Source organism: Streptomyces sp. NPDC006283, from assembly GCF_040613325.1.
Taxonomy (GTDB): domain Bacteria; phylum Actinomycetota; class Actinomycetes; order Streptomycetales; family Streptomycetaceae; genus Streptomyces.
On sequence record NZ_JBEXRZ010000020.1, the window covers coordinates 17,916 to 41,179 of the forward strand.

At 67.5% G+C, this 23,264-nt stretch carries 20 protein-coding genes, 1 tRNA gene and 2 pseudogenes; 8 read left to right on the plus strand and 15 right to left on the minus strand.

Annotated features, from left to right (window positions below):
• Positions 1 to 121: 121 nt before the first annotated feature.
• From ABZ070_RS07060 to ABZ070_RS07075, 4 genes are all read left to right on the plus strand, one after another.
• Complete coding sequence (locus ABZ070_RS07060) at positions 122 to 2,392, plus strand: (Fe-S)-binding protein (RefSeq protein WP_356630803.1); 2,271 nt, start codon at positions 122 to 124, stop codon at positions 2,390 to 2,392.
• A 276-nt stretch (positions 2,393 to 2,668) separates the two neighbouring features.
• Positions 2,669 to 3,802 (plus strand): VCBS repeat-containing protein, encoded by a 1,134-nt coding sequence (locus tag ABZ070_RS07065; protein ID WP_356630805.1) that lies wholly within the window; start codon positions 2,669 to 2,671, stop codon positions 3,800 to 3,802.
• 163 nt (positions 3,803 to 3,965) lie between these two features.
• Positions 3,966 to 4,847: a Yip1 family protein gene (locus tag ABZ070_RS07070; RefSeq protein WP_356630807.1), complete on the plus strand. Its 882-nt coding sequence runs from the start codon at positions 3,966 to 3,968 to the stop codon at positions 4,845 to 4,847.
• A gap of 226 nt (positions 4,848 to 5,073) precedes the next feature.
• Complete coding sequence (locus ABZ070_RS07075; RefSeq protein ID WP_356630809.1) at positions 5,074 to 6,510, plus strand: recombinase family protein; 1,437 nt, start codon at positions 5,074 to 5,076, stop codon at positions 6,508 to 6,510.
• 96 nt (positions 6,511 to 6,606) lie between these two features.
• Here ABZ070_RS07075 and ABZ070_RS07080 read toward each other — a convergent pair whose 3' ends face one another.
• The 7 genes from ABZ070_RS07080 to ABZ070_RS07110 form a co-directional block, all read right to left on the minus strand.
• Positions 6,607 to 6,777, minus strand: coding sequence for a hypothetical protein (locus ABZ070_RS07080; protein WP_356630811.1), 171 nt, complete (start codon positions 6,775 to 6,777; stop codon positions 6,607 to 6,609).
• A gap of 10 nt (positions 6,778 to 6,787) precedes the next feature.
• Complete coding sequence (locus ABZ070_RS07085) at positions 6,788 to 7,564, minus strand: hypothetical protein (RefSeq protein WP_356630813.1); 777 nt, start codon at positions 7,562 to 7,564, stop codon at positions 6,788 to 6,790.
• Between the two features lie 563 nt (positions 7,565 to 8,127).
• The gene (locus tag ABZ070_RS07090; RefSeq protein ID WP_356630815.1) at positions 8,128 to 9,624 is read right to left on the minus strand and encodes a replication initiator; all 1,497 of its coding nucleotides are present in this window, start codon (positions 9,622 to 9,624) and stop codon (positions 8,128 to 8,130) included.
• Between the two features lie 179 nt (positions 9,625 to 9,803).
• Positions 9,804 to 10,517 carry a DUF2637 domain-containing protein gene (locus ABZ070_RS07095; protein WP_356630817.1) on the minus strand — a complete coding sequence of 238 codons (714 nt, stop codon included), beginning with the start codon at positions 10,515 to 10,517 and terminating at the stop codon, positions 9,804 to 9,806.
• A gap of 48 nt (positions 10,518 to 10,565) precedes the next feature.
• Positions 10,566 to 11,975 (minus strand): cell division protein FtsK, encoded by a 1,410-nt coding sequence (locus ABZ070_RS07100; RefSeq protein ID WP_356630819.1) that lies wholly within the window; start codon positions 11,973 to 11,975, stop codon positions 10,566 to 10,568.
• The gene (locus ABZ070_RS07105) at positions 11,972 to 12,199 is read right to left on the minus strand and encodes a hypothetical protein (protein ID WP_356630821.1); all 228 of its coding nucleotides are present in this window, start codon (positions 12,197 to 12,199) and stop codon (positions 11,972 to 11,974) included. Before ABZ070_RS07105 ends, ABZ070_RS07100 begins: the two co-directional genes overlap by 4 nt.
• Positions 12,196 to 12,561, minus strand: coding sequence for a hypothetical protein (locus tag ABZ070_RS07110; RefSeq protein WP_356630823.1), 366 nt, complete (start codon positions 12,559 to 12,561; stop codon positions 12,196 to 12,198). Before ABZ070_RS07110 ends, ABZ070_RS07105 begins: the two co-directional genes overlap by 4 nt.
• A gap of 171 nt (positions 12,562 to 12,732) precedes the next feature.
• Here ABZ070_RS07110 and ABZ070_RS07115 point away from each other — a divergent pair, with 171 nt between their 5' ends.
• On the plus strand, positions 12,733 to 13,221 hold the full coding sequence (locus ABZ070_RS07115) for an SCO5717 family growth-regulating ATPase (protein WP_356630825.1): 489 nt from the start codon (positions 12,733 to 12,735) through the stop codon (positions 13,219 to 13,221).
• A gap of 1,926 nt (positions 13,222 to 15,147) precedes the next feature.
• On the opposite strand, the gene ABZ070_RS07120 is transcribed toward ABZ070_RS07115, so the two are convergent.
• The 3 genes from ABZ070_RS07120 to ABZ070_RS07130 all read right to left on the minus strand — a co-directional run bounded on the left by ABZ070_RS07120 (position 15,148) and on the right by ABZ070_RS07130 (position 17,015).
• Positions 15,148 to 15,936: a protein kinase gene (locus tag ABZ070_RS07120; protein ID WP_356630827.1), complete on the minus strand. Its 789-nt coding sequence runs from the start codon at positions 15,934 to 15,936 to the stop codon at positions 15,148 to 15,150.
• A 123-nt stretch (positions 15,937 to 16,059) separates the two neighbouring features.
• Entirely contained in the window at positions 16,060 to 16,503 is a 444-nt protein-coding gene (locus ABZ070_RS07125; protein WP_356630829.1) for a hypothetical protein, read from the minus strand.
• A gap of 251 nt (positions 16,504 to 16,754) precedes the next feature.
• On the minus strand, positions 16,755 to 17,015 hold the full coding sequence (locus ABZ070_RS07130; RefSeq protein WP_356630877.1) for a hypothetical protein: 261 nt from the start codon (positions 17,013 to 17,015) through the stop codon (positions 16,755 to 16,757).
• 151 nt (positions 17,016 to 17,166) lie between these two features.
• On the opposite strand from ABZ070_RS07130, the gene ABZ070_RS07135 reads away from it, so the two are divergent.
• Positions 17,167 to 18,273: a helix-turn-helix transcriptional regulator gene (locus ABZ070_RS07135; RefSeq protein ID WP_356630831.1), complete on the plus strand. Its 1,107-nt coding sequence runs from the start codon at positions 17,167 to 17,169 to the stop codon at positions 18,271 to 18,273.
• Positions 18,274 to 18,397: 124 nt separating this feature from the next.
• Here ABZ070_RS07135 and ABZ070_RS07140 read toward each other — a convergent pair whose 3' ends face one another.
• The 3 genes from ABZ070_RS07140 to ABZ070_RS07150 form a co-directional block, all read right to left on the minus strand.
• Positions 18,398 to 18,907, minus strand: a complete 510-nt coding sequence (locus tag ABZ070_RS07140) for a phosphoribosyltransferase (RefSeq protein ID WP_356630833.1) — start codon at positions 18,905 to 18,907, stop codon at positions 18,398 to 18,400.
• A 12-nt stretch (positions 18,908 to 18,919) separates the two neighbouring features.
• Positions 18,920 to 19,495 carry a dCTP deaminase gene (gene dcd, locus ABZ070_RS07145; protein WP_356630835.1) on the minus strand — a complete coding sequence of 192 codons (576 nt, stop codon included), beginning with the start codon at positions 19,493 to 19,495 and terminating at the stop codon, positions 18,920 to 18,922.
• Positions 19,496 to 19,585: 90 nt separating this feature from the next.
• Positions 19,586 to 19,768, minus strand: coding sequence for a hypothetical protein (locus tag ABZ070_RS07150; RefSeq protein WP_356630837.1), 183 nt, complete (start codon positions 19,766 to 19,768; stop codon positions 19,586 to 19,588).
• A 219-nt stretch (positions 19,769 to 19,987) separates the two neighbouring features.
• On the opposite strand from ABZ070_RS07150, the gene ABZ070_RS07155 reads away from it, so the two are divergent.
• Positions 19,988 to 20,061 (plus strand) — tRNA-Gly (locus tag ABZ070_RS07155).
• Positions 20,062 to 20,297: 236 nt separating this feature from the next.
• Here the strand turns inward: ABZ070_RS07155 and ABZ070_RS07160 are convergent.
• Together ABZ070_RS07160 and ABZ070_RS07165 are read right to left on the minus strand one after the other, a co-directional pair.
• Positions 20,298 to 20,561, minus strand: a pseudogene (locus ABZ070_RS07160) (site-specific integrase); the annotation flags it as partial.
• A pseudogene (locus ABZ070_RS07165) lies at positions 20,559 to 20,732 on the minus strand (IS1380 family transposase); the annotation flags it as partial. The pseudogenes ABZ070_RS07165 and ABZ070_RS07160, both read right to left, overlap by 3 nt.
• A gap of 538 nt (positions 20,733 to 21,270) precedes the next feature.
• On the opposite strand from ABZ070_RS07165, the gene ABZ070_RS07170 reads away from it, so the two are divergent.
• Positions 21,271 to 22,929: a serine/threonine-protein kinase gene (locus tag ABZ070_RS07170; protein ID WP_356630839.1), complete on the plus strand. Its 1,659-nt coding sequence runs from the start codon at positions 21,271 to 21,273 to the stop codon at positions 22,927 to 22,929.
• Positions 22,930 to 23,264 lie beyond the last annotated feature (335 nt).

A 23,264-nucleotide genomic window follows, 5' to 3' on the forward strand; every position in this document is an offset into this window, starting at 1 on the left:
ATCACCGCGCGCGCGGCTACAGTGCGGCCGGATAAGTGGGTACTCTCAGCACGGACTGAATAAGTTACCGCTTAGTAGTAGTGCTGGATCACCCACCCTCGCAGGCCCGAGGAGCCCCCAAATGCAACTCGCCGCGATCATCGTGTCGCTGACCCTGACGGTGGTCGGCGTCGCGCTCATCTCCCGAGCGGTCGCGCAGATCTACCGGTTCGTCAAGCTCGGCCAGCCCGTCCCCGCGGGCAGCCGTACGGACAACTGGCAGGCGCGCAGCGTCACGCTGGCCAAGGAGTTCGTCGGCCACACCCGGATGAACCGCTGGGGGGTCGTCGGCGTCGCGCACTGGTTCGTCGCCGTCGGCTTCCTCACACTCGGTCTGACGATCGTCACAGCGTACGGACAGCTCTTCCAGGCCGACTGGGTGCTGCCGGTCGTCGGCGGCTTCCTGCCGTACGAGGTCTACATCGAGTTCATCGCCCTCGGGACCACCGTCGGCATCCTCGTACTGATGGCGATCCGGCTGCTCAACCTGCCCTCCCGGGCCGGCCGCAAGTCGCGCTTCGCGGGCTCCAAGGCCTGGCAGGCGTACTTCGTCGAGTACGTCATCCTCGTCATCGGCCTCTGCATCATGGCCCTGCGCGGCCTCGAGGGCGCGATCCACCATGTCGAGAGCTACGACGCGGCCTACTGGGCCTCGTACCCGCTCGTCCTCGCCTTCAAGGGACTGAGCCTCGGCACGCTGCAGAACCTCGTGTACTTCTTCGCCATGGTCAAGCTCGGCGTGACCATGACCTGGGCCATCACCATCGGCCTCAACACCAACATGGGTGTGGCCTGGCACCGTTTCCTGGCGTTCCCGAACATCTGGTTCAAGCGCAACGCCACTGGTGAGACGGCCCTCGGCGAGCTGAAGCCGATGACGTCGGGCGGCAAGGAGATCGACTGGGAGGACCCGGGCGAGGACGACGTGTTCGGCGTCTCGCAGGTCGAGCAGTTCTCCTGGAAGGGCATCCTCGACTTCTCCACCTGCACCGAGTGCGGCCGCTGCCAGTCGCAGTGCCCCGCCTGGAACACCGGCAAGCCGCTCTCCCCGAAGCTGCTGATCATGTCGCTGCGCGACCACGCGCACGCCAAGGCCCCGTACCTGCTGGCCGGCGGCGGCAAGACCATGGAGGGCGAGGAGAAGGCCTCCGAGGAGCAGCTCAAGGACGTCCCCGCCGCGGCGCTGGCCGAGGCCGAGCGCCCGCTGATCGGCACCCTCGAAGAGAACGGCGTCATCGACCCGGACGTGCTGTGGTCCTGCACCACCTGCGGCGCCTGTGTCGAGCAGTGCCCGGTCGACATCGAGCACATCGACCACATCGTCGACATGCGCCGCTACCAGGTCATGATCGAGTCCTCGTTCCCGTCCGAGGCGGGCACGATGCTCAAGAACCTGGAGAAGAAGGGCAACCCCTGGGGCCTGGCCAAGAAGCAGCGGGTGGAGTGGACCAAGGAGGTCGACTTCGAGGTCCCGATCGTCGGCAAGGACGTCGAGGACCTCACCGAGGTCGACTACCTCTACTGGGTCGGCTGCGCCGGCGCCCTCGAGGACCGCGCCAAGAAGACCACCAAGGCCTTCGCGGAGCTGCTGCACATGGCGGGCGTCAAGTTCGCGATCATGGGCGGCGAGGAGAAGTGCACCGGCGACTCCCCGCGCCGCCTGGGCAACGAGCCGCTGTTCCAGCAGCTCGGCCAGGAGAACGTCGCGATGCTGAACATGGCGTTCGGCGAGGACGACGAGGACGAGTCGACGAAGAAGCCGAAGTCGGCCAAGAAGATCGTCGCGACCTGCCCGCACTGCTTCAACACGATCGCGAACGAGTACCCGCAGCTGGGCGGCGAGTTCGAGGTCATCCACCACACGCAGTTGCTGCAGCACCTCATCGACGAGGGCAAGCTCGTCCCCGTCACGCCGGTCGACGGCCTGATCACCTACCACGACCCGTGCTACCTGGGCCGCCACAACAAGGTCTACACGCCCCCGCGCGAGATCATGTCGGCCGTCCCGGGCCTGCGCCAGCAGGAGATGCATCGCCACAAGGAGCGCGGCTTCTGCTGCGGCGCCGGCGGCGCACGGATGTGGATGGAGGAGCGGATCGGCAAGCGCATCAACACCGAGCGCGTCGACGAGGCCCTGTCCCTCAACCCGGACATCGTCTCCACCGCCTGCCCGTTCTGCCTGGTCATGCTCACCGACTCCGTCAACGGCAAGAAGAACGACGGCAAGGCGCCGGAGTCCCTCCAGGTCGTCGACGTCGCGCAGCTGCTGCTCGACTCGGTGAAGACCCCGCCCGCCGATCCGGCGGCGGAGACCGAACCGGAGGGGGCGCCGGAACCGGAGCCCGTGAAGTAACCGTCTCCTTGTAGGAGAACAGTGAGCGGCCGGACCTGCCTCGGGGGCAGGACCGGCCGCTCACGTGTGTGACCGTCCGCCGCTCACGCGTGTACCGCCCGCCGCACCCACCCGTGACCAGCCGCCGCATAACCTTTGGCCTTCGATCAGTCGCGAACCATTGCCCGGGGCGACCTTCCGGACGAGCATCGTGGGGCGACCGCGACCGCGACCGCGACCGCAACCGCAACCGCAACCGCGGACACGAACAGAAACAGCGGATCAGGGGGAGGGCCTGTGCGCACACGAACGAGAGCGGCGACGGCACTGGCCGCCCTCTGCGCCTCCGCGGTGCTGCTGACGGCCCTGAGCGGCTGCGACAGCACCTCCGAGCCCGTCGCGTCGAAGGCCGAAGCGAAGAACGGCGACACGGACCCGGCCGCGGACCGCACCACCGAGACCTCGCTGCCCGTGCCGCGCGGCAAAGGCAGCCGGGTCCCCTACGACTTCAACGGCGACGGCCACCGCGACCTCGTGCTGAACGACCTGGTGAAGTCGCCCCGCGACAGCCACGGCGACGACGCGGGCATCGGCGTCGTCTACGGCACGAACACCGCCCGCCGCCTCGACCCCGCCGTCCGCCGGCTGCTCACGCCGCAGACCCACGGCGCCGAGGTCAAGGGCACACTGCCGGCCGCGTTCGACGCCGAGACCTCCTGCGACCTCGACAAGGACGGCTACGCGGACCTGGTGGTCGCGACCGACCCGCCGTACGACGGCATCGGCCGCCCTCCCGTGCCCCTCCAGCTGCTCTTCGGCTCCCCCACCGGAATCACCGGCAAGGCGGTCGTCCTGCGGATCCCCGAGCGGGCCCGCTACGGGAACGACTGGCCCGACCACCCCGTCTGCGGCGACTTCGACGGCGACGGCAGCGCCGACCTGGCCGTCACCGCCTCCGCCGGGCGCGTCAGCTTCCTGCGGGGCCCCTTCACCCGCGCCGGCGCCCCGCGCGCAGCCACCGCACCCGTCCCCGGCGGCGGCCCCGCCCTGGCGGCGCCCGCGCCGCGCGCCGACACGAACGGCGACGGCGCCGACGACCTCGTCGTCCTGCCCCGTACGCGCGAGGCGGGAGCCGCCGCCAAGGGCAGGATCCTGCTCGGCGGCCCGGCCGGCCCCGGCCGCCCCGGCGGCACGTACACCTTCGCCGCGGTCGAGCCCCCGCCCGCGCCCGCGCTGACGGCGGGGGAGACGAAGCCCGTCACGGACGTCCTCGCATACGCCGACTTCGACGGCGACAAGCGGCCGGACGTGGTGACCCGTACCCACCGGGGCGAGCGGGCCGACGTGGTCGCGCTGTACCCGGCGGCCGCCCCGAAGACCGCGGGCACACGGCCGGCGATCACCTTCAGCACGTCCGTCTTCCTACCCTGACCTGCTGCCGGGCGGCGCCGATCGGGCGCCGCGGCAGGGCCGTTGGGCGGCGTGGGGCAGGCCCCCCGGGGTTCCCTTAGGGGATGTCACAGGTCAGCCGCAAAGGCCTCCGGTTCCGGGTCTGCCGCCACCTCACGTTCGTGGACCGGGTACGTTCGATTACGTGGCTGGATTCAGGATCGGACGCGGCCGGGACAACCGCACCCAACAACAGCAGGCGCCGCAGGCGCCGCCGCCCTACCAGGGCGGTGGTCGTCCGGCAGCGCCGCCGTACGCGCAACAGCAGCGGCAGCAGCAGTGGCCCCAGGCCGGCGGCGGGCCCCGGCAGGGCGGCGGATACGACGAGCCGGAGTACTTCGGCGACCCGCACCCGCAGTACGCCCCGCCCCAGGACCCGTACGCGGCCAACAACCCGGGCCACACGCAGATGTTCAGCGTGCACGACGATCCCTACGGCGACGGCGCCACCTACCGCTCAGGAGCCGCGCCGGCGACCCCCGCGGGTCCGCGCCTGCACTGGAAGCAGCTGCTGAGCGGCATTGTGCTGCGACCCGGCCCGACGTTCCTGCAGATGCGCGACCACGCCGTCTGGGGCCCGGCGCTCGTCGTCACGTTCCTCTACGGCATGCTCGCGATCTTCGGCTTCGACGAGCCGCGGGACGAGGCGATCAACGCGACGCTCTCGAACGCGATCCCGTACGTGCTCGTCACGGGCGTCGCCTTCGTCATCAGCGGTCTGGTCCTCGGCGCGGTGACCCACACCCTGGCCCGCCAGCTGGGCGGCGACGGCGCATGGCAGCCGACGGTCGGCCTCTCCATGCTGATCATGTCCATCACGGACGCCCCCCGCCTGGTCTTCGCCCTCTTCCTCGGCGGCGAGAACTCTCTTGTCCAGGTGCTGGGATGGGCGACCTGGCTGGCGGCGGGCGCGCTGTTCACCTCGATGGTGAGCAAGTCGCACGACCTGCCGTGGCCGAAGGCGCTGGGCGCGTCGGCGATCCAGCTGGTCGCACTGCTGTCGATCATCAAGCTCGGCACGATCTGAGCGACCCGAGCGACATACAAGAGCGCCGTACAAGAAGGCCTCCGCCGATCCGGCGGAGGCCTTCTTCTGATGCGGGGAGAGCTGCACTGCGCCTGTCAGGCGTCGAGCACCTGACCGCTGCGCCGCACGACGGGCTTCTCCACACTCCAGGGCAAACGAAGTCAATGAGGGTAGTAGCCTTGCCCGATACCGAAACACCAGATCGCCGGCAGGGGAGGCCCCGATCATGGCACGCAAGGTGGGGATCTACACCCGGATCTCACGAGATGACGAGGGGGACGCACTCGGCGTCGGCCGTCAGCGCACAGACTGCGAGCGTCTAGCGGACCTGCGTACCTGGCAGTCGGTGAAGGTCTACGAAGACAACGACGTGTCCGCTTTCAAGCGCAACGTGGTGCGCGACGAGTTCGAGCTCATGCTGAAGGATCTGCAGGCCGGGTTGATCGATGGCGTCGTGGCATACGACCTGGACCGGTTGGCCCGTCAGCCGCGCGACCTTGAGCGGCTGATCGAGATCTTCGACGAGCGTCCACGGCTGGAATTCGCGACCGTCACCAACGACGTGAACCTAGGCACCGCCGACGGACGGACCATGGCGCGGATCATGGTGGCGTTCGCCAACAAGTCGTCGCACGACACGTCGCGCCGGATCAAGCGCAAGCACCTGGAGTTGGCTCAGCAGGGCAAGGCCAATGGAGGCCCCGCGCCGTACGGGTGGCAGAAGGACGACCGGAACAAGGTGGACCCCGTCGCCGCCGCGCACATCCGCCAGGCCCAGAAGGAAGTACTGGCCGGAGTGCGCATCGGCACGATTCGGCAGCGTTGGCACGCCGAGGGAATCGGCAACCCGCGCGAAGGCACCAAGCGCATGGCCCATCACCACGTCGAGCACATCCTCACCAGCCCCCGACTGTGTGGCTACCGCACGTACCACGGTGAGATCCTGCACGGTGACGACGGACAGCCAGTCAGGGGTGAATGGGACACGATCAACACGGTCGAGGAGTGGGAAGCCGTTTCCGCAGCAGTCGCTGATCGCAAGCAGGGCCGGCGGGCGGGCGACACACTCGCCCGCAAGTACCTGCTCTCAGGGATCGCGCGATGCGGACTGTGCAAGAGCAAGATCCGAGGGCAGATCAACCGGCGCTGGAAACCCGGCTCCAAGGGCACGAAGTACACCTACCAGTGCTCTCAGGTCAACGGCGGGTGCGGAAAGGTCGGCCGGGTCGGTGAACCGGTCGACAGGCTGATTACCCAACTCGCCCTTGCCGAGCAGCGCGAGAAGGCCGCTACGTCAGTCATGCCCACGGACGCCCGTTGGCCCAGGGAACAGGAGTTGGAAGACACCCTCACCGATATCGCCCGGCTCATCGAAGCCGAGAGGGCCAAGACGATCACTGTGTCCTCACTCTTGCAGTTGCTCCCAGGCAAGGAGCGGGAGCGCGATGCGTTGAAGTTGGAACGCGCCCGCTTCTACAAGGAGCAGAAGCAGGCGGAGGCCAAGGGCAACACTGCCAACCTGACACTAGAGGAGTTCTTCGCGCTGCCCATCGAACGGCAACGTGAGATCGTCCTGCACAGCGTCACGGCCGTGCTCATCCACCCCGCGGGCCGGGGCAAGCGCAAATTCGATCCCGACTTGATCGAGCCCATTTGGAACTGAGCGCACAAGAGACCCGGTTCCGGCCGGCGCCATCTGTTTTCAGCTAAACGGACCGAGGTCCCCTTCCACCCCACATGGAAGGGGACCTCCTATAGTTTAGCGGGTGGCGCTCTTCTTCCTATGGAGGCGTACGGTCACCACCAGAGAGGCAATCAGACCCGCCCCCCAGATTCCCAGCTCGATTTCTCCGATTCCAGATCCGAAGAAGAACAGGATGGCGGCAAACACTCCTACGATGAGGATGATTTTCCCGACGAGTGAACTCATCCTAGGCTCCTTAGACGCCGCTGGTGAAGCTGGTTCGGCCTGTGCCCTTCACCGTGGTGTAAACGTACGGGTACATGGTCGAGTAGCAACCGTACTTGAATATGCACAGCTCGACCTTCCGCTTCATCTTCGAGGTGGCCGAAGAGGCGGGGGTGGAGGTCTTCGAGTCGACGATGCGCCGGTTGTCGACATTGACGATCTCGGATGCGTTGGTGATGTCGTCGGCGCGGTAGCGCCAGGCGCGGACCTTGCCGCCGCCGTAGTTGAACTCTGCCCAGGTCTGGTACTTGTAGATGACCGAGCCGGAGTAGCTGCGGTGTGTGTGAGTGACGTGCGTCATCTTCCACCTGCCGCCCGTGATGCGGGTCCCGAATGAGCCGGCAGTATCGGCGGACTCGGCCGGGAGCGTCACCTCCCCGGGCTGAGGCTTTCCGTCGAGGTGAGCGGGAGGCATAACTTCCGCAAGCTCCTCCGGCGATAGAGGCTCTCCGTCCATCGGCGAGACCGCCTGCCCGCTTGCCGAGAAGGCGGCTTCCTTCGTGGTCACTTCGACCGGGCGCGTGGGGTCTGCCACCACAGCAGCCAGCTCGGGAATGGACCGGATCAGGTCCACGTCAGCCTGGGTCCAGCTTCCGTCCGCATGGCGCTGCAGAGCGGCGGCAACGGCGGGATCGGGTGCGTTGTCAACAGCCTGGGCGGTAGGAGTCAACGTCGCCACCACAGCTGCAGCACACACTACGGTGCTGGCGGCGAAATTCCAGGCGCTTCGGCGTCGTGCAGTGAACACAGATACTTCTCCCCTTAAGCATCGAAAGCGCAATGTGGGAATGCTGGCCGACCAGCCAGCGTGGGCATCCTGATGGTCAGTCAAGAATATGATCCCGCGCGCTTTTCCGTTGGCTTGATCAACTTAGCGGTGTGGAGGCGTCATGGTCACGCCAGTTGAGCAAGATGTGAGCTTGAGGGGAATCAGACACGCAGCGGTTTCGAATTCAACTTCGGCGCAGCACGGCCGGATCAGAGTTGACGGAGGCCGAAATGCTCCCCTCTGGCTCACCTCACACAGAGCGCCAAATTCTGATGTGCCATCAGCGGGACCGGTGCAGACAGCGGCCACTTCACACCGGTCAGCTCGAACCGTGCCACTGGCGGGAACGGTGCGCCCTCTCGGCTACATCCTGCCCTGTAGCAATAGGGCGCGGCGTATCCACTCCTCGTCGCGTTCGGGGGCCCGCAAGAGGTGCCGACGCAACCAAGCAGCCTCGGCAGTCTCATCCGGCGTGGCAGGCTCTCGCATCACACCAGCGGTGCTATTGCTCAGCGTCTGCATCGAGGGTGCGACCACAATCGTCACTGCCACACCTCCCCTTCAGTTGTGACCCGATCGGCTCGTTCGCGGGCTTGGGCGATGTCGTAGCGGGTCTGTGCGGCGATTAGTTCTTCGCCGGGGCGGTAGCCGCTGCTGAGGTAGGTCCACGAGGAGTCGGTGACGAGGGTGGTGTTCTCGTCGTGGGTGGGGAGGCCGGCCGCGGTGCGGGCGTGGTCGGCTTGTGCGGTGCGCCAAGCGCGGCGTACGTCGCGGAGTGCGCCGAGGGTGGTGGAGTAGGCGCGGCTCTTGCTGGAGAAGTGGCCGCGGAAGCCGAGCATGTGGGCCCACTTCCAGAGCTTGAGGTGTGTGAACTCAGGGAGGTGGCCGAGGGCCCAGGCGGTGCGGATCATTTGCCGGACGTGCTGTTGGACGCGGAGGTCCCGCAGGGGTTCGGCTTGTCCGGTGCCGTCGCAGTCCGGGCACCTTTCGCGTAGCTCTGCGAGGCCGCGTACGAAACCGCGTCCCTTGCAAGGGCGGCACACGAGCGTGCGGTCGACGGTGCCCGCTCCTTCGGCGCTCTTTGTGGCGTACTTGGCGACGTATCCGGCGACCTTGCTTTCGGTGTACTCGGCGACGCGGGCGTCGGTGAGTTCGCCGTTGCCGAGGGCTTTGATGGGGTCCACCTTGAACCGGCCGCCCCAAGCGATGATGCGTTCGCCGATGGCGTCGGAGTCGACGGTGAGCCGGGCGCGGTCGACGGACAGGCCCACGGCGACGCGAAGGGCGTCGAAGGTGGCCCAGGGTGGAGGCGGCGTGGTGTGGCCGTCGGGTCCGTCGAAGCGGATGACGGCGTGGAAGTGGACCAGGCCGCGCTTTTGGTACTCGGCGACCTTGGCGAAGGAGACGCGAAGGGCCGCGTTCAGCGCCTTCTGCGTCATGCCGAGGTGTTCGGCCAGGGCGCGGCGCAGGTAGGTGGTGAAGCGCGCCCAGAGCTGCCCGGCGTGCGCGTTCCAGAGCACGGCTCCCGTGTAGTCGTAGGTGGCCGGGTCCAGCGGGGTGCTCAAAGCCGGGTCGTCGTCGGCGTGCTGGACGCCGCAGCGGCAGCGGCGGGGTTTGCCCGCACTGTCGGTGCTGCGGTGGACGGGGCCGAAGGAGGGGGCGGTGAGGGTGACGAAGGCGCGGGGGTGGTCGCGGACGGTTTCGGCGACGTTCTTACCGCCGGACAGACCGGCCTTGATCAGGTGGTAAGTGTCGGCGGCGTACACCCGCGAGCAGGCGGGGCAACGGGTCGAGCGGCGGTTGCCGCACGCGGTGAGCAGGCGACCGGAGGGTTCGTCCTCGGAGCGGTAGGAGCGCACCACTTCTTTGGTGGCTTCGTTGGTGGTGATGGTCCAGCCGTGGAGATTGACAGGGCTGGTGCAGCCGCGCAGGTTGCGGACCTGTTCTTGCACGCGTTCGAAGTCGTGGGTGTTGGCCAGTTCGATCAGGTCCCGCAGGCCGGGACTAGCGATGTGGCGCAGGTCGAGTTGGCGGCGCATGAGTGGCGGGGTGTCCCTTCTGGCACGAAGGTGGAGAGAGGTGGTCGCCCGTCGAATCCGGTCGTCCGCCAGGCGGGCAGCAGCCGCTTGCGGGCGCTGGGCTGCTGCCCGCAGGCCTGGCGAGTCGAGCCAGGGCGGGCGGGTGAGCGTTACCGGGAAGGCCGGCGGGGAGTGCGGCGCTACAGGGCGGCGTGGAGGGCGGTGGCCATGGGAAGGCCGATGCCGAGCCGCATCTTGAGCTGTGCCGGGGTGATTGCCTCGCCGTGTTCGGCGTCGTGGGATGCGGCGATGGAGCGTGCTTCGGTGAGCAGCGGCTCAGGGACCTTGACCGTAGGCGCCACCGGGCCGGGCACCGGAACAGCCGGTGCTGCAGCCTCGACGGAGGTCGGAGCCCGATCGGTGGCCGGGGCCGCACCAGGCACCGGTTCGGTTTCGATCGGTGCAGCGGCCGGGGCCAGGGCGGGTTCGAGGGCTGGGTCGGCGGTGTCGGTGACCGAGGTAAAGGCGCGCAGGAGCTGTGGGCCGACGGTGCCCCAGCCGAGGAGGAGGAGCGGGGCGACCGCGTCCACGGCTGCGCGGCCGTAGTGTCCGGCGGCGATGGGTTCGGCGACGTTGAGGGCCAGTGTCAGCAGTCCGGAGAAGTGCATGAGCCGGGTTGCCGCTGTCATGTCCCTGGGCGGGACGCCGCGCAGGGAGAGGTAGCGCAGCGCGACCAGGAGGCCGACGACGGACAGGTCCACCATGGGGGCGATGAGTGGCGCGATCGGTTCGGGCACGCCCAGGCGCAGGGCGAGGGCCCACACGTTGCCGAAGGAGAAGACGAACGCGAGCAGGGCGATGACGATCATCACGGCTGTGACGGTGCGCTGGGTGATCCGGTCTTCAGTCGTCATGGGTGTTCACCTCCTTTCAACCGGCCTATGTCGGGGCGTTGGCGCTGCTCAGGCTGTGGTGTCGAGGTCCTTGCGGAGCACGACCTGTGTACGTCCGAGCTGTGCCTTGAGGAGTGCGGCGGGGTCCTGGGTGAGGTGGGCGGTTGCGTGGGCGAGGTCGGCGGCGCAGGCGTCGGGCACGTAGGGGGTGCGGATGCGAGTGAACCCGGGCTGCGACTGGTGGTTCATCGCGGCGACGCCGACATAGGCGGGGTCTTGCAGGTTGATCGGGTTGGCGTCGGGCCAGTTGCGGATCTCTTCACCGAGAGCCGCAACGGCAGCTTCGGCGGTCTTCTGCGCGAAGCTCAGGCCGACCGGGCACACGTCGCGGATAAATGTGGGGATCGCATCCCCGGTGGACTTCTGGGTTGCGAGGACGACGAGGATGCCGACGCTGCGACCCATCTTGACCAACTCTTCCACGAGGCGGGCGTTCTCCGCCGCCAGGGCTGCGAGTTTCTTCGTCTTGGGGTCACTGCCCTTGTGGTCGCGGAAGTAGGTGTGCGCCTCATCGATGATCAGCACGACGAGGGGCCATTCCTCGGTCGGGCCGACGTCCCACATCGACTTCACCCCGAGCACGGCTTTGATGGCCGAGGAGCGGTCACGGCGCAGGGCGACGAGGCGGTGGAAGAGGGTGTTGGCCTCTTCCAGGTCGTCGCCGACGAAGGCGAACATGCGCTTCACCAGGTCGGCGTAGTCGCCCTCATAGGCGGCCTTGACCTTGCCGTCCGCTCCGGCGAACTGCACCGCCGCCGAGGGTGCCCAGTCGCACATCAGGCAGTTGATGAGTGAGGTCTTGCCGAAGCCGGGGAGGCCGGCCACCGTCACGCCGGGCACCTGTGTGAGGTCCACCGACACGGGCCGCGCGTACTCGTCCAGGCCCAGATTCCACCGGGCCACCTCGTCCGGCACGAGACCGGTGGGGCGGTGTTCGGTCTTGAACTTGAGCGGATCAAGCCGCACGCCACGGATGACGACCTGACCAGGGTCGTCTTGGGTGACCGCAACCCGTGTGCAGCGCCAGGCGTTCGCCAGGTGCGGCGCCGCCTTCTGAAACTCCTCCAGACCGACGCCGGGCAGACAGGTCGCCCGCGCGATCACCCCATAGGCGTCGTGGGTGACCTTGAGGGCCGGGATCAGGACCCGCGGTTTGATGGGCTTGCCGTCTGTGTTCGACAGCGAGGCGAGCGCTGTCGGAGTCTTGTCGGTGGCCGCGAGCTTGAGCATCGGCGCGAGCCGCTTCCATCCCCGCCGCACCCGCACGGCCTGCCGGATGGACAGGCGAGTCATCGGGTCAGCCAACAGGTAGCGGACGATCCACCACACCGCCCAACCACCACCAGCGGTGAGCAGCAGGCCCACCACCAGGGGGCCGTAGACGCCCACCCCTTCGGCCAGTTGCGTTATGTCGGTCATTCGGGGTTCTCCTTGCTGAAGTCGTACAGGTAGCCCGCGAGGACCGATTCGAGGGCCGCCCAGTCGCCCACCTGTGTGACGGGCGGATAGCCGTAGGCGGCCAGGAGTGCGGCGACGGAGTTGACGAGGGATTCGGCGAACCGGGGGTCCGGCCCGGCGTGGCGTATCGGGTAGACACGCTCACCGCCGAGCCAGAACACCTCGTCGCCTGCGTGCTCGCTCACGCGGCGGTCTTCTTCGCTGCCTCAGCAGCTGGGCCTACCAATTCCAGCGAGGCCGCGCGGTAGGCGATGCCGTCCGAAAGCGAGCCATTGAAGATCCGCGCCCACGGGGTAGCGAACAGCTCCACCGGCATGACCGGCATACCGGGCTTAAGGCCGTTGGGAAGGCCGTTCTCCGGAACGGTGATCTTCAGCGCCTCCGCACGGTCCTCCTCCATGAAGAAGAGGGTGACCGTGTAGAGCTTCACGCCGGTCTCGCGGTCGGTGGCGAACTGCGTCTTCTCCTGATCGGTGTACTTCGGCACAGGCAGGGTGCCGACCATGAACGACGCGGACGGGAGCAGGCCAACACGGATACGGGCCATGGGTGTTACTTCCCTTCGTTGCGCTCCGCCGGAGTGGCGAGGCGTGATCACCATTCAACATAGCTGACCTAGCACTGTCAAGTGACAGTGGTGAGCTAGGTGGCAGCAGACATAGCGGAGCTATGTCAGTGGGGTGTGCTAGGGGTGCTAGGAGTCGCTACCCTGGGCGTCATGAGTCCAGCCCAAGAGAGCAAGCCCGACCGCCGGCCGCCATATCAGCACGCCGCCGACGAGCTTCGGCGCGACATCCTCAAGGGCCGGATCAAACCGGGCGAGCAGATGCCGTCGATTCGCGAGCTGCAAGACCGCTTCGGCGTCGCCAACATGACCGCGAGAAGCGCCCTCAACGTCCTACGCGACGAGGGATTGATCTACACGATCCACGGCCGGGGCAGTTTCGTCGCCGACCACGACACGACCGGTCAGTTCGGCATCGACTACACCCCGCCCGCCTGGTACCTGGCCAATGCCCCCAAGGCACCCGAGAAGGCGAAGGAACCGGAGGCGAAACCCGACGACACAGAAGCCGCCGGGGCCACCCTCACCGACCTACTCACCGCCTTGCGCGACGAAATCCGGGCACTCAGCGCGGACAACCAGGATATCCGCCAGGAGATCGCGGCACTGAAGGCCCGAGTCGAGGCCGACGAGCGTTCCTGAGCTGCGCCAGCTCTTCCCGCATTTCCTCCGACTCACGACGCAGCCGTGCCACCGTAGCTGCCATTTCCCGAATCATGGTGGACACCTCGGGCACATCCCGAACGTGAATGCTGATCAACTCCCTTTTCTGCGGGCGTATCTGCTCGCTCATGACTTCCCCGTTCCGTTCGTGCCGTTGTGCCGTACTGCATCCACCCAAGCGACCGAGGCTTGCCCGAAAGCTTGCCCACGGCTTGCCCGCCTGCCGACCAAGGCTTGCCCACCCCAGCAGCGGAACCGGAAACCCCGCCGGGCAAGCCCTCCCCAGGTCTAACAGGCCCGCCGACCTTGCCCACGGCAGACGACAACCACGCCTCACCGGACGGGATACAAGAAGCAAGCCCGTCCCGTGCGACGGGAATTGCACCCGCCGTTGCGTCCACTGCCTTTGTTTCGCCGTGTGCCGGGCCCGACCACCTTTCGACCTGGGACCTTGAATGGTCCGGAGAACCACCGGTTTGGCTAACCGGCACTTCGCGGCTATGTTGCGCCGCCCGATCCCTCACGGATCACCCATAGAGGTATCGCCGAGGCCGCCCGTGCGACCCCGAGCCTCTGTGACGCCAACCACTCCCCTCACCCCTCTCACGTCGAACTGGCGAGCACCAGCAATGCACTTCGCTCTTCGCTTGCTACAGGTGCCGAATTCCAGCCCCGTGTGACACTTCGTGACGACCGTCACATACCGAGTCACATTTGCCGCCGTAGCAATGCCAGACCAGCACACACCACTCCCCGAACCACTCCCCGAATCAGGCCCTGAAGGTCACGAAACGATTACGGCCCATTCAGTGCGTTCCGCGCCACGCATCACGAACATCCTGCAATGACTTGCCTGTGGATAAGTTTCCGCGAACCCAAGCACAAAGTGCCCCAACTCGGAGATAGAGGGGCATATATCCGCAGAACTCACTTGCCGGGCACAGGCGCGGACGGCGGGGCGCACGACGACCGGCCAAGGCGCGGGCAAGGCCGAGCTGTTCAGAGTTTCTTTACTGGATCAAGGCGGCCCGCTTACGCGGTCCGCGCGCGCTGGCGGCCCATGGCCGCCGCCGCTCCATGTCTTCGCCACCGCTCACGGCGGCCCGCCCGCTCAGCGCGCATGACCGCGAAGGCGGACAGCCAGCCCAGGAAGCAGCCCGACCAGCCCGCGCAGCACCAGGCCGACACCAGCGACCAGAGCCCATCCTCAGCCCCCGGCCATCAGCCCAAGGCAGACCCAGCCCGCTGACCACCACGCCGGCCGCACAGGCGAAGGCCCCGGAGCCGCACCAGGCAGGTCAAGAAGGGCGCAGCATCCGGGGCGCCAAGGTGTTGCCGTCCCCCCCGGAAAGGGCCCGGACGGTGAGCACCTCAGCCAGTCAACGAGCGCCCTCAGGAACGGATACGGGTGCCATACGCGGGAGGTGGCTAGAGCCGGGGCGACCGGCCTCCACGGCTTTAGCCACCTCCCCGGCCGGGGCCCCTCGTCGAGCAAGCCCAGGGGGCCACTCGGACACATTGCGGGCAGGATACAAAGCCTGCCCGAGTAGCCGGACAGCGTACGGCCCCCTGACCATGCCCGACCCCCAACCGGGCAGGACACCGGCCAAAGCCGCTCCAGCCGGACGCGATCACACCCGCGCCACCCAGACCCACCCCACCAAGCCAACCCCGCCAGCCACACCGCAAACCGCTCCAATCCTCTCAACTCAGCTTCACCGGAGAGGGGTTGCGATCGAGCCCGCATTCAGGCACGACGAACACCCCGGTACCATCGGCACCGGGGTTCTGAACAGGGACACCCCGACCGGACCACCCCGCGCTGTCCAGGCTCAGGGGCGGTCCGGTCTTTCGTTGTTGTGCATCGGACTCCGCCAGCGGCATCAGTTGACGGATGGGCCTCGCTCAGCTCAGCGCCTTGCCCACTTCGTAGATGGTGGGCCGGTCCTCAGGCGTGACGCTGAGCATTGCCTCGACCAGGGGGCCCAACTCCCCGGGCACAGTCACGGAACGACGCCGTCCGTCCGCGATGGCCTGCCGCTGCACCGGACGCGGTGCGTCGTCGGGATACTCGACCGCCCGCCATCCAGTAGCGGAGATCAGAAGCGAGGCGCCGAGGGCATAGATGTCAGCGGCCTGGGTCGGCTCGGCTTCGCCGGTGGCGAGCACGCTGCGTGCGATCTCCGGTGCCTCGTAGTGGACGAGGCAGCCCCGGAAGGGGAAGTCGTATCCGCCAGGGATATGCCCGCCGCGGGCCAGGGCGAGGTCGATGAGGTGCGTCCGCTCGAGACCGACGATGAAGTGAGCCGGTTGCACATCCCCGTGAGCCCAGCCCGCCGCGTGCAGTTCGGCCAGGACCTCCACACATCCCAGGACCACACTCGTGTGCGGTTCGACGGACGAACCCTCTGTGCGGCACGGCTCCCACAGTCGATACAGGTCCGGACCCTCACGCCACGGCTGGACATTCCACGTTCCGTGCTCCCACTCCCCGTACGCGATGTCATCGGCACCGAGGCGATGGAGAACCGCACCCTCACGGGCCGGTGCGAGTGCCGTCCACGGCTGGCCCGGCCACTCGGGCGTGGCCTCGATCGGGTATCCGAGCTTCACCGCGAACCGGCCTCGAGCGCATTCCACGTCCCAGACCGAGGACCCGCGGCGGTTCAGCACGAGACGCTGAGACGCGGGCATGAGCGCGTCGAGCACCGTGATTGGCAGTTCTGGAGTCCGGCCAAACAAGGTGGTTCGCTCCTTTCATGGGCGCGGCGGCCGACCCCGGTGCAGAGGTCGGCCGCGCGCGCTGTTGCCGAGGGACTACGCCTGACCGTAGGGCCGCCCACAGTCAGCGTCGCACTGCGCCAGGTTCTCGCCGTTCACGGTCCACAGGTCGTCGAAGACCATGAATCCAGCTGCCTTCATCGCGTGAGCCGACGCGGCGACCAACTTCGGGTCACGCGCTCCCCCACCCGGCTTCGGGTTGTGGTGCAGGAAGCGACCCGCGTACTTCTCGCAGAGCCCCGCGTACTCCTTCGTGTGCAGGATGAGCGCGTGGAGCCCAAGATCCACGTCATCAGACGGGACCATGGACACGGTGGCGGTGGCAGCAGTGACCAGGAAGGCCACGGCCTGGTCCGCGATCCGCTCGGCACGCTCGGGCGTCTGTCCGTCGTGGACGACCACGAAGCGGGTGAGGCTTTCGAACAGCTCCTCGCCCGCCACCGCGCGTCCGGTCTTCTGGTCGTTCGCCGTTGCCGTCATGCGTACATCTCCTTGTGTGAGCGGTGCAGGGCACTTACCTCCCGCCCCGGCCGTCGAGCTCGGCTCATAGACGACTGAGAAGCGGGCTTGGATGACCAGCCCCGGACGGGGACGGGGAGCCGTAGATTGGCACCCGTCCGAGGCTGGCCGGTCTACTGGCTGGTGCCAAGGGCCATCCCAAGCACCAGCCCGCACGAGGCGCTGATGCAGATGATGAACAGGACCCCGGGCGTGCCGGCCGACGACGCGCATCACAGCCCGGACCGGCTGTTGCCGTTCCTCACGGCCAGGCGCGCGCTCAGTTCTTCCCGCGCCCTGAGTGCCGTGACTCTCTCAGGCATGGCGTCCCATTCGATGCCGCCACTCACCGGCCGCATCTGCACCCGTCCACCGAGCTGCCCCATCACAACCCCGACCCGCCCGGTGTCCACGTCCTTCGCAACGTCGCCGATGCCAGGTCGCGACTCGGGAGGGTCTACGCCCGATAAGGGCGTTGATTTGTGTGTGGTCATCGCCATGCCCCCTGATGGTGAGCCTTTTGCCGTCACAGCAAGCATCGAGGCGGTCACATGTCGGGACTAGTGTGATCCGTAGTGTGAAGTTCCCTCAGGGCTTGGGCACTTGCATCCCGGCGTGGCACTTTCGAGGGGGAGGATGGACGGTATGAGGATCGGCGAGCTGATCAGAGAGCTGCGTAAAGCCCGCGGATGGTCGCAGGGGCGGTTGGCGTCGGAGATCAACGATGCTCACGGCACTGCCCTGACGCGGGAGTACGTCAGCAACTGGGAGTGTTCCAAGATTCAGCCAGGAGGTTTCTACCTCCGTGCCCTCTCCGCCGTGCTTGACGTGCCCCTAGCCGTACTTGAGGACGATGTGAAGCGCCGAACCTTTTTGACCGACGTGGCCGGGGCTGCAATAGCTCCGGTCGTCGCCTCTGACCTGTTGTCCATGGGCTTCGCGGCCCGTCTCCAAGGCGGCCCCACGACGGACGCATGGGAAGCCAAGCTAGCCACGTATGGCACCCAATACATGTCCATGGGAGCCGCAGACATTCAACGCCAGGTCGCCGGCGAACTGGTCGCAGTCCAGCAGCAACTGGAGCAGCCCCGACTCTGGTCCGTCGCCTCACGCCTGATGACCCTGTACGCCAAGACGTTCCCCGGTTCAGACGGGGCCAAGGCAGTGCACTGGTACCGGATGGCCGCCCAGTCCGCCGACCAATCGGGCGACGACGACGCCCGCGTCTGGGTCCGAGGAAGGGCGGCCATCGCTCTCGGCTACGAAGGCGCGTCGCTCGGCGTCGCAGACGTCCTCGCGGATCAGGCCATGGCGATCAGCAAGAGGCCTTCCTTGGGCCTCTTGAACGCGATCATGGGTAAAGCGCACGCAGCAGCGATCCGGGGCGACCGCACCGCCGCTCTGTCCCTTGCCGAGGAGGGGCGTCGCGTCTTCGATCGCGCAGGCTCCCATGAGCAGACGTCGGACTACACGGTGCCGTGGTGGCGCATGAACGTGTTCCTGTCACTCTTGCTCGCACGGCTGGGAGACGAGAAGGGAGCAATCGAGGCCCAGGAGCAGGCCGCACGAGAGCTGCCCGAGACCCTTCCGCGGTTCGCGACGCACCTTGAGATGCATCGTGGCTTGATGATCGCCCGCAGTGGTGATCCTCGCGGGGGCGCCGAGTATGCCCGAGCCGCTATGGCCGCCCTACCGCCAGAGAAGCACTCGCTCACCCTCCGACTCTTGATGGTAGAGATCGAGCAGACGTGACAGAAGGGCTGCGACTATCGGTCGGAGCCCTTCCACCTCCCGCGCGTGGCGGAAGATCACTACGTCACGGTCTCCCGCCGGACCCACGCCCGAGAGGTACAGTTTCCGCAGGTCAGGCGGCTCTTTATAGAGCCTCGCGTGACGGAGTGATCGGTGTGCCAGACTTACGGCATGGAGGCAATGCAGACCACGGGAAGTTGATCCAGTCGTCGGTGCGCTTCCAGACGTACTCGCACTTCACGAGCGAGTGCGACTTCTCATAGATGACCGCGGACCGGACCTCCGCCACGTGGTCCAGGCAGAAGTCGTGTACGAGCTTGAGCGTCTTGCCGGTGTCGGCGACGTCGTCCGCGATGAGGACCTTCTTGTTGGAGAAGTCGATCGCGTTCGGCACAGGCGCCAGCATGACCGGCATCTCGAGCGTGGTCCCCACACCCGTGTAGAACTCGACGTTCACCAGGTGGATGTTCTTGCAGTCCAGCGCGTACGCCAGCCCGCCGGCCACGAACACACCACCGCGCGCGATGGACAGCACGACGTCGGGCTCGTACCCGTCGTCGGCGATCGTCTGCGCCAGCTCGCGGATCGCGCCGCCGAACTTCTCGTACGTCAGGTTCTCGCGTACGTCACTCATGTCGTCCGGCCCTCACACCTGCGTCCGATGGAAATTGATGAACGACCGGGAGGCCGTCGGCCCGCGCTGCCCCTGGTACCGCGAGCCGTAGCGCGCGCTCCCGTACGGCTCCTCCGCGGGCGAGCTGAGCCGGAACATGCAGAGCTGCCCGATCTTCATGCCCGGCCAGAGCTTGATCGGCAGCGTGGCGAGATTCGACAACTCGAGCGTCACGTGCCCGGAGAACCCGGGGTCGATGAAGCCGGCCGTCGAGTGCGTCACCAGACCGAGCCGCCCGAGACTGGACTTCCCCTCCAGCCTCGACGCAAGATCGTCCGGCAGCGAGATGACCTCGTAGGTCGACGCGAGCACGAACTCGCCGGGGTGCAGGATGAACGCCTCGTCCCCCTCCGGCTCGACGAGCCGGGTCAGATCGCTCTGCTCCACCGCCGGATCGATGTGCGGGTAGCGGTGATTCTCGAACACCCGGAAGTAGCGGTCCAGCCGCACATCGATGCTCGAGGGCTGCACCATGGATTCGTCGTACGGATCGATGCGCACGCGCCCGGCGTCGATCTCGGCCCGGATGTCCTTGTCTGAGAGAAGCACGTCCCGAGGATACGCAGAGCGCGCGGGCGGCCCCCAATCGGACACCTGCCCACGCGCCCCGTCCGTCTCCGGCGCTCCGCGCCTACGCCTCTACCGCTTGCTCTGCTGCCCCTGCCCCACGGGCACGGCACTCCTCAGCCGCGCACAGCGCGGACACCGGATGAGCCGCCCGGGCCCGATCCGGTCGGCCCCCAGCTGCTGCAACGGAAACGAAGCGGTACTGAACACGTGCCCCTCGGCACAGCGAACGAGGGTGCGCTCCATCAAGTCCATCGGGCCCCTTCCCCAGCGAATGCGGATGACCCACACATTAGGGGATGACCCGGACACCACCACACGCGGCACTCCGCCCGCCACGGTACGCCCCAACTCCCGCTCCCCGCACCCGCGTACGGGCCCCGAAGAGCACAAAAGCCCCGCGGCGAAATACACCGTGGGGCGAGCGATGGGGTAGAGTGTGCGACGATGCGGCACCGATCACCGGTGCGCTGCGCGGGTGTAGTTTAATGGTAGAACATGAGCTTCCCAAGCTCAGAGCGCGGGTTCGATTCCCGTCACCCGCTCCACGACGAAGGCCCAGGTCAATGACCGGGGCCTCGCTGCTTGTCTAGACCATTTCGAGGCGGCGTGCCATTCGCGTGCCATACGACCGCTCCGGACCTGCACCGATGGCACGCGACGGGCTACGGAGCGGCTGTCAACGCCTCGACGTCCCCTATCGTGAGATCGACTTCAAGTGACCTGCGCCACAGGCGCCCGCGTTACGCGTCGTGTGCAAGCGTGAAGTTCTGAGACTTCGCGATCAGCGTCTTGCGGCGCGCGGGGCCGAACTGGGCCGGCGCGGCACCAGCGGGTGCACGGTCGCACCGCCCCCTGTGCCGGATACCGAGCCCGACTGCCGGCGGCGCACGTCGAGATCGATGTCGGCGGCGAGCCGTTGCTGATGCTCCTTGGTGGAGTGCTGGTAGATCAGCTGTGCCCGTTCCGAGGACTGGCCAGCTCGGACCATGAGGTCCTTCAGCTTGGTGCTCGCGTCGGCGGCGAGGGTGTTGCCGGTGTGCCTCAGCAGCCGCCAGGCCGTTGGCGTTGAGGCGACCGAACCGAACACCCCTGCCTGGTCCCGCAGTACGGCCAGATCCGCGATGGCCTCGCCGCCGTCGGCGAGCATCACTGCCAGATCGGTGGCGATCCTGCCCGGATCATGCCCGGTCCCGCGCGGCCGAAGCGGCCCGACGCTGGAAGGCCCGCGAGACGAGGACACTTGGTCTGCCGGCAGCCGGCCGAAGAGGGCCTGCCCGAACTCGTCAACCCCCTCGCCAAAGCCAGCGATTGACCTACCTGCACGATGACGTACGGGTCGGGCAGCGGCGCTAGTGCTGCCACGGCTTCGGTACCGCCGTGGTGCCGGGAGGCGATCGCTCTCCACCAAACCGCCGAGAACCATCGTGCCCCCGAGGGTGCCCGCCCGTGATCATTGAGGCACCCCGACCAGGCCGCATGACGCCTTGTTTCCTCCCCCCGTGCCGTCGGTGATCACGAGCACCGGGGCGGTCGGCGGGAAGTCGTCAGCCCGATGCAACAGATCGATTCCCGGCTGGAGTTCCGTCCCGCCACGGCCGCGCACACTACCCGGGCCCGCGATCTCGGCCGACGGCAGACAGCCGGTGCCGTACCGACCGGGCAAGCGGTCGCACTGGTCCGGGAGTAGGCAGGTTCCTCGTCACAGTTCGGAGCCGAAGTGGAATTCGCTCCGGCATCCGCGATAGAGAAGAATCATGAGCAACTACGGGGGATCCCCTCATGGGAACGGCGAGCCGAGCAGCTTCATACTCCGCCCGCCGCAGCCCGACCCGTCCCGGCCGGCCCCGGCACCGTACCCCGCGCCGGGGCACCATGCGCCGCAGCCGCAGTCCGACGCGACGGACCCCGGTGCGGGGCGGCTGATCGCCGGACGGTACCGGCTGCTGGCCAAACTGGGGCACGGTGGCATGGGTACCGTGTGGCGGGCTGCGGACGAGACGATCGGCCGCGAGGTCGCCGTCAAGGAGCCCCGGCTCCCCGACCACCTTCCCGAACGCGAGCGTGCCAACGCCTTTGAGCGGATGCGCCGCGAGGCGCGTGCCGCGGCGAGACTCGATCACCCGGCAGTGGTGAATGTGCACGATGTGGCAGTCGAGGGGGGCCAGCCCTGGATCGTGATGGAGCTGGTGCAGGGCAGCTCCCTCGGTGCTGTCCTGCAGGAAGGGACGCTGGGCTCACGCGAGGCCGCGCGGATCGGCCTGCAGGTGCTCGGGGCCTTGGAGGCCGCGCATCAGGCCGGCATCCTGCATCGTGACGTCAAGCCCGACAATGTCCTGCTCGGGCGTCACGACCGGGTGGTCCTCACCGACTTCGGCATCGCCCAGATCGAGGGCGAGACCAGTCTGACCGACACCGGCGGCTTCGTCGGGTCACCGGAGTTCATCGCGCCCGAGCGGGTCCTGGGCCAGCGCCCGGGGCCGGCGAGCGATCTCTGGGCGCTCGGCGTCGTGCTGTACGCGGCGACGGAGGGCGTGTCCCCGTTCCGGCGCGGTAACACCCCGGCCACTCTGCAGTCTGTCCTCAACACCGATCCGCCCGTGCCAGGAGCAGCGCAGGGCCCGCTCGCACAGGCCATCGGTGGCCTGCTGGTGAAGGACCCGGCCCGGCGGATGTCCGCGGACCGGGCACGCCGTCTTCTGGAGGATGCTGCCGCGCCCCCGCCGCCCACGCCGACGGTGGTGCACTCCGCACTGCCGCAGAGCAATGGCGGCGAGCAGGGCGTGACCCTGAGCCGCAAGGCGCTGCTCGGCACGGGCGGCGCGGTGGTCGCCGCGTTCGTCGCCATGGCCCTGGTGCTGGCGAACCCGTTCGCCGCCGGCGCCGATCACGACGGCAAGTGGAAGCAGCGGGCCGAGAAGCAGCTCGGCGCGACAGTGTCGGCGCCGGACGCCTATGAACGGTGGACGCCGAAGGAGTCCAACAGCGACCAGGACTGGGTCCGGTACGAGGACCCGAGCGGTGCGGTCTGGATCATGCTCGACCTGACCCGCAAGGACGACAGCCTGAGCGGGATCGCGGGCACGGCCGCCGCGGAGGCGTACGACGACGCCGAGACGTTCCGCGAGACCGGCAACAGCGACCTGGGAGTCAGCTCCGACTCGAAGCTGAAGATGCAGACGAAGGTCGACATCGACTACAAGGGCCAGAAGGCCGCCACGAACTCGGGCTCCTTCGTGGACACCTCGGACAGCGACTACCCAGACCCCCGCGAGTTCCGCATCTTCTACTACAAGACCAAGTCCGGTGACATGTACAAGCTGACCATCCTGTACCCGGGCAAGGGTGATCTGACGGAGCGGGGCCGAGAGGTCGCCGAGCGCACTATCAAGGAGCTGGACATCAACCAGCTCTGAGCCCTGTCCGCGAAGTCGCGCCGTGGCGCCTAGGGGCGGGCGACGAGACTTCGCGTTCCGCCGACCCCGGCGAGGGTGCGAGCGGTGACTGCTCCAAGGCGTTCGCGCCCCGGTCGGCCTGACGGAGCGACACCAGCGTGCGCCGAAGACCCCTGAACCCGGAGGTTGACCGAACACAGCGCACGGCGCAGGGCCGGCCATCTACGAGGACGTGACTGCGGGGTGCCGTGCCACAACGTGCCAGTAGGAACGGTAAAGAGCGGTCAGCAGGGGGTTCGCAGGGCCGTCGAAACAGGGCCAACAGTGGATATTCACGCAGGCCAGGGCCATGTTCA

Excerpts from the sequence above, each read along its gene's own strand:
- ABZ070_RS07090 (WP_356630815.1), bottom strand. The coding sequence starts at position 9,624 with ATGCGCCGCCAACTCGACCTGCGCCACATCGCTAGTCCCGGCCTGCGG.
- ABZ070_RS07060 (WP_356630803.1), top strand. The coding sequence starts at position 122 with ATGCAACTCGCCGCGATCATCGTGTCGCTGACCCTGACGGTGGTCGGC.
- ABZ070_RS07075 (WP_356630809.1), top strand. The coding sequence starts at position 5,074 with ATGGCACGCAAGGTGGGGATCTACACCCGGATCTCACGAGATGACGAG.
- ABZ070_RS07130 (WP_356630877.1), bottom strand. The coding sequence starts at position 17,015 with ATGACCACACACAAATCAACGCCCTTATCGGGCGTAGACCCTCCCGAG.
- ABZ070_RS07150 (WP_356630837.1), bottom strand. The coding sequence starts at position 19,768 with ATGGACTTGATGGAGCGCACCCTCGTTCGCTGTGCCGAGGGGCACGTG.
- ABZ070_RS07110 (WP_356630823.1), bottom strand. The coding sequence starts at position 12,561 with ATGGCCCGTATCCGTGTTGGCCTGCTCCCGTCCGCGTCGTTCATGGTC.
- ABZ070_RS07080 (WP_356630811.1), bottom strand. The coding sequence starts at position 6,777 with ATGAGTTCACTCGTCGGGAAAATCATCCTCATCGTAGGAGTGTTTGCC.
- ABZ070_RS07140 (WP_356630833.1), bottom strand. The coding sequence starts at position 18,907 with ATGAGTGACGTACGCGAGAACCTGACGTACGAGAAGTTCGGCGGCGCG.
- ABZ070_RS07120 (WP_356630827.1), bottom strand. The coding sequence starts at position 15,936 with ATGCCCGCGTCTCAGCGTCTCGTGCTGAACCGCCGCGGGTCCTCGGTC.
- ABZ070_RS07135 (WP_356630831.1), top strand. The coding sequence starts at position 17,167 with ATGAGGATCGGCGAGCTGATCAGAGAGCTGCGTAAAGCCCGCGGATGG.
- ABZ070_RS07100 (WP_356630819.1), bottom strand. The coding sequence starts at position 11,975 with ATGACCGACATAACGCAACTGGCCGAAGGGGTGGGCGTCTACGGCCCC.
- ABZ070_RS07115 (WP_356630825.1), top strand. The coding sequence starts at position 12,733 with ATGAGTCCAGCCCAAGAGAGCAAGCCCGACCGCCGGCCGCCATATCAG.
- ABZ070_RS07095 (WP_356630817.1), bottom strand. The coding sequence starts at position 10,517 with ATGACGACTGAAGACCGGATCACCCAGCGCACCGTCACAGCCGTGATG.
- ABZ070_RS07125 (WP_356630829.1), bottom strand. The coding sequence starts at position 16,503 with ATGACGGCAACGGCGAACGACCAGAAGACCGGACGCGCGGTGGCGGGC.
- ABZ070_RS07170 (WP_356630839.1), top strand. The coding sequence starts at position 21,271 with ATGAGCAACTACGGGGGATCCCCTCATGGGAACGGCGAGCCGAGCAGC.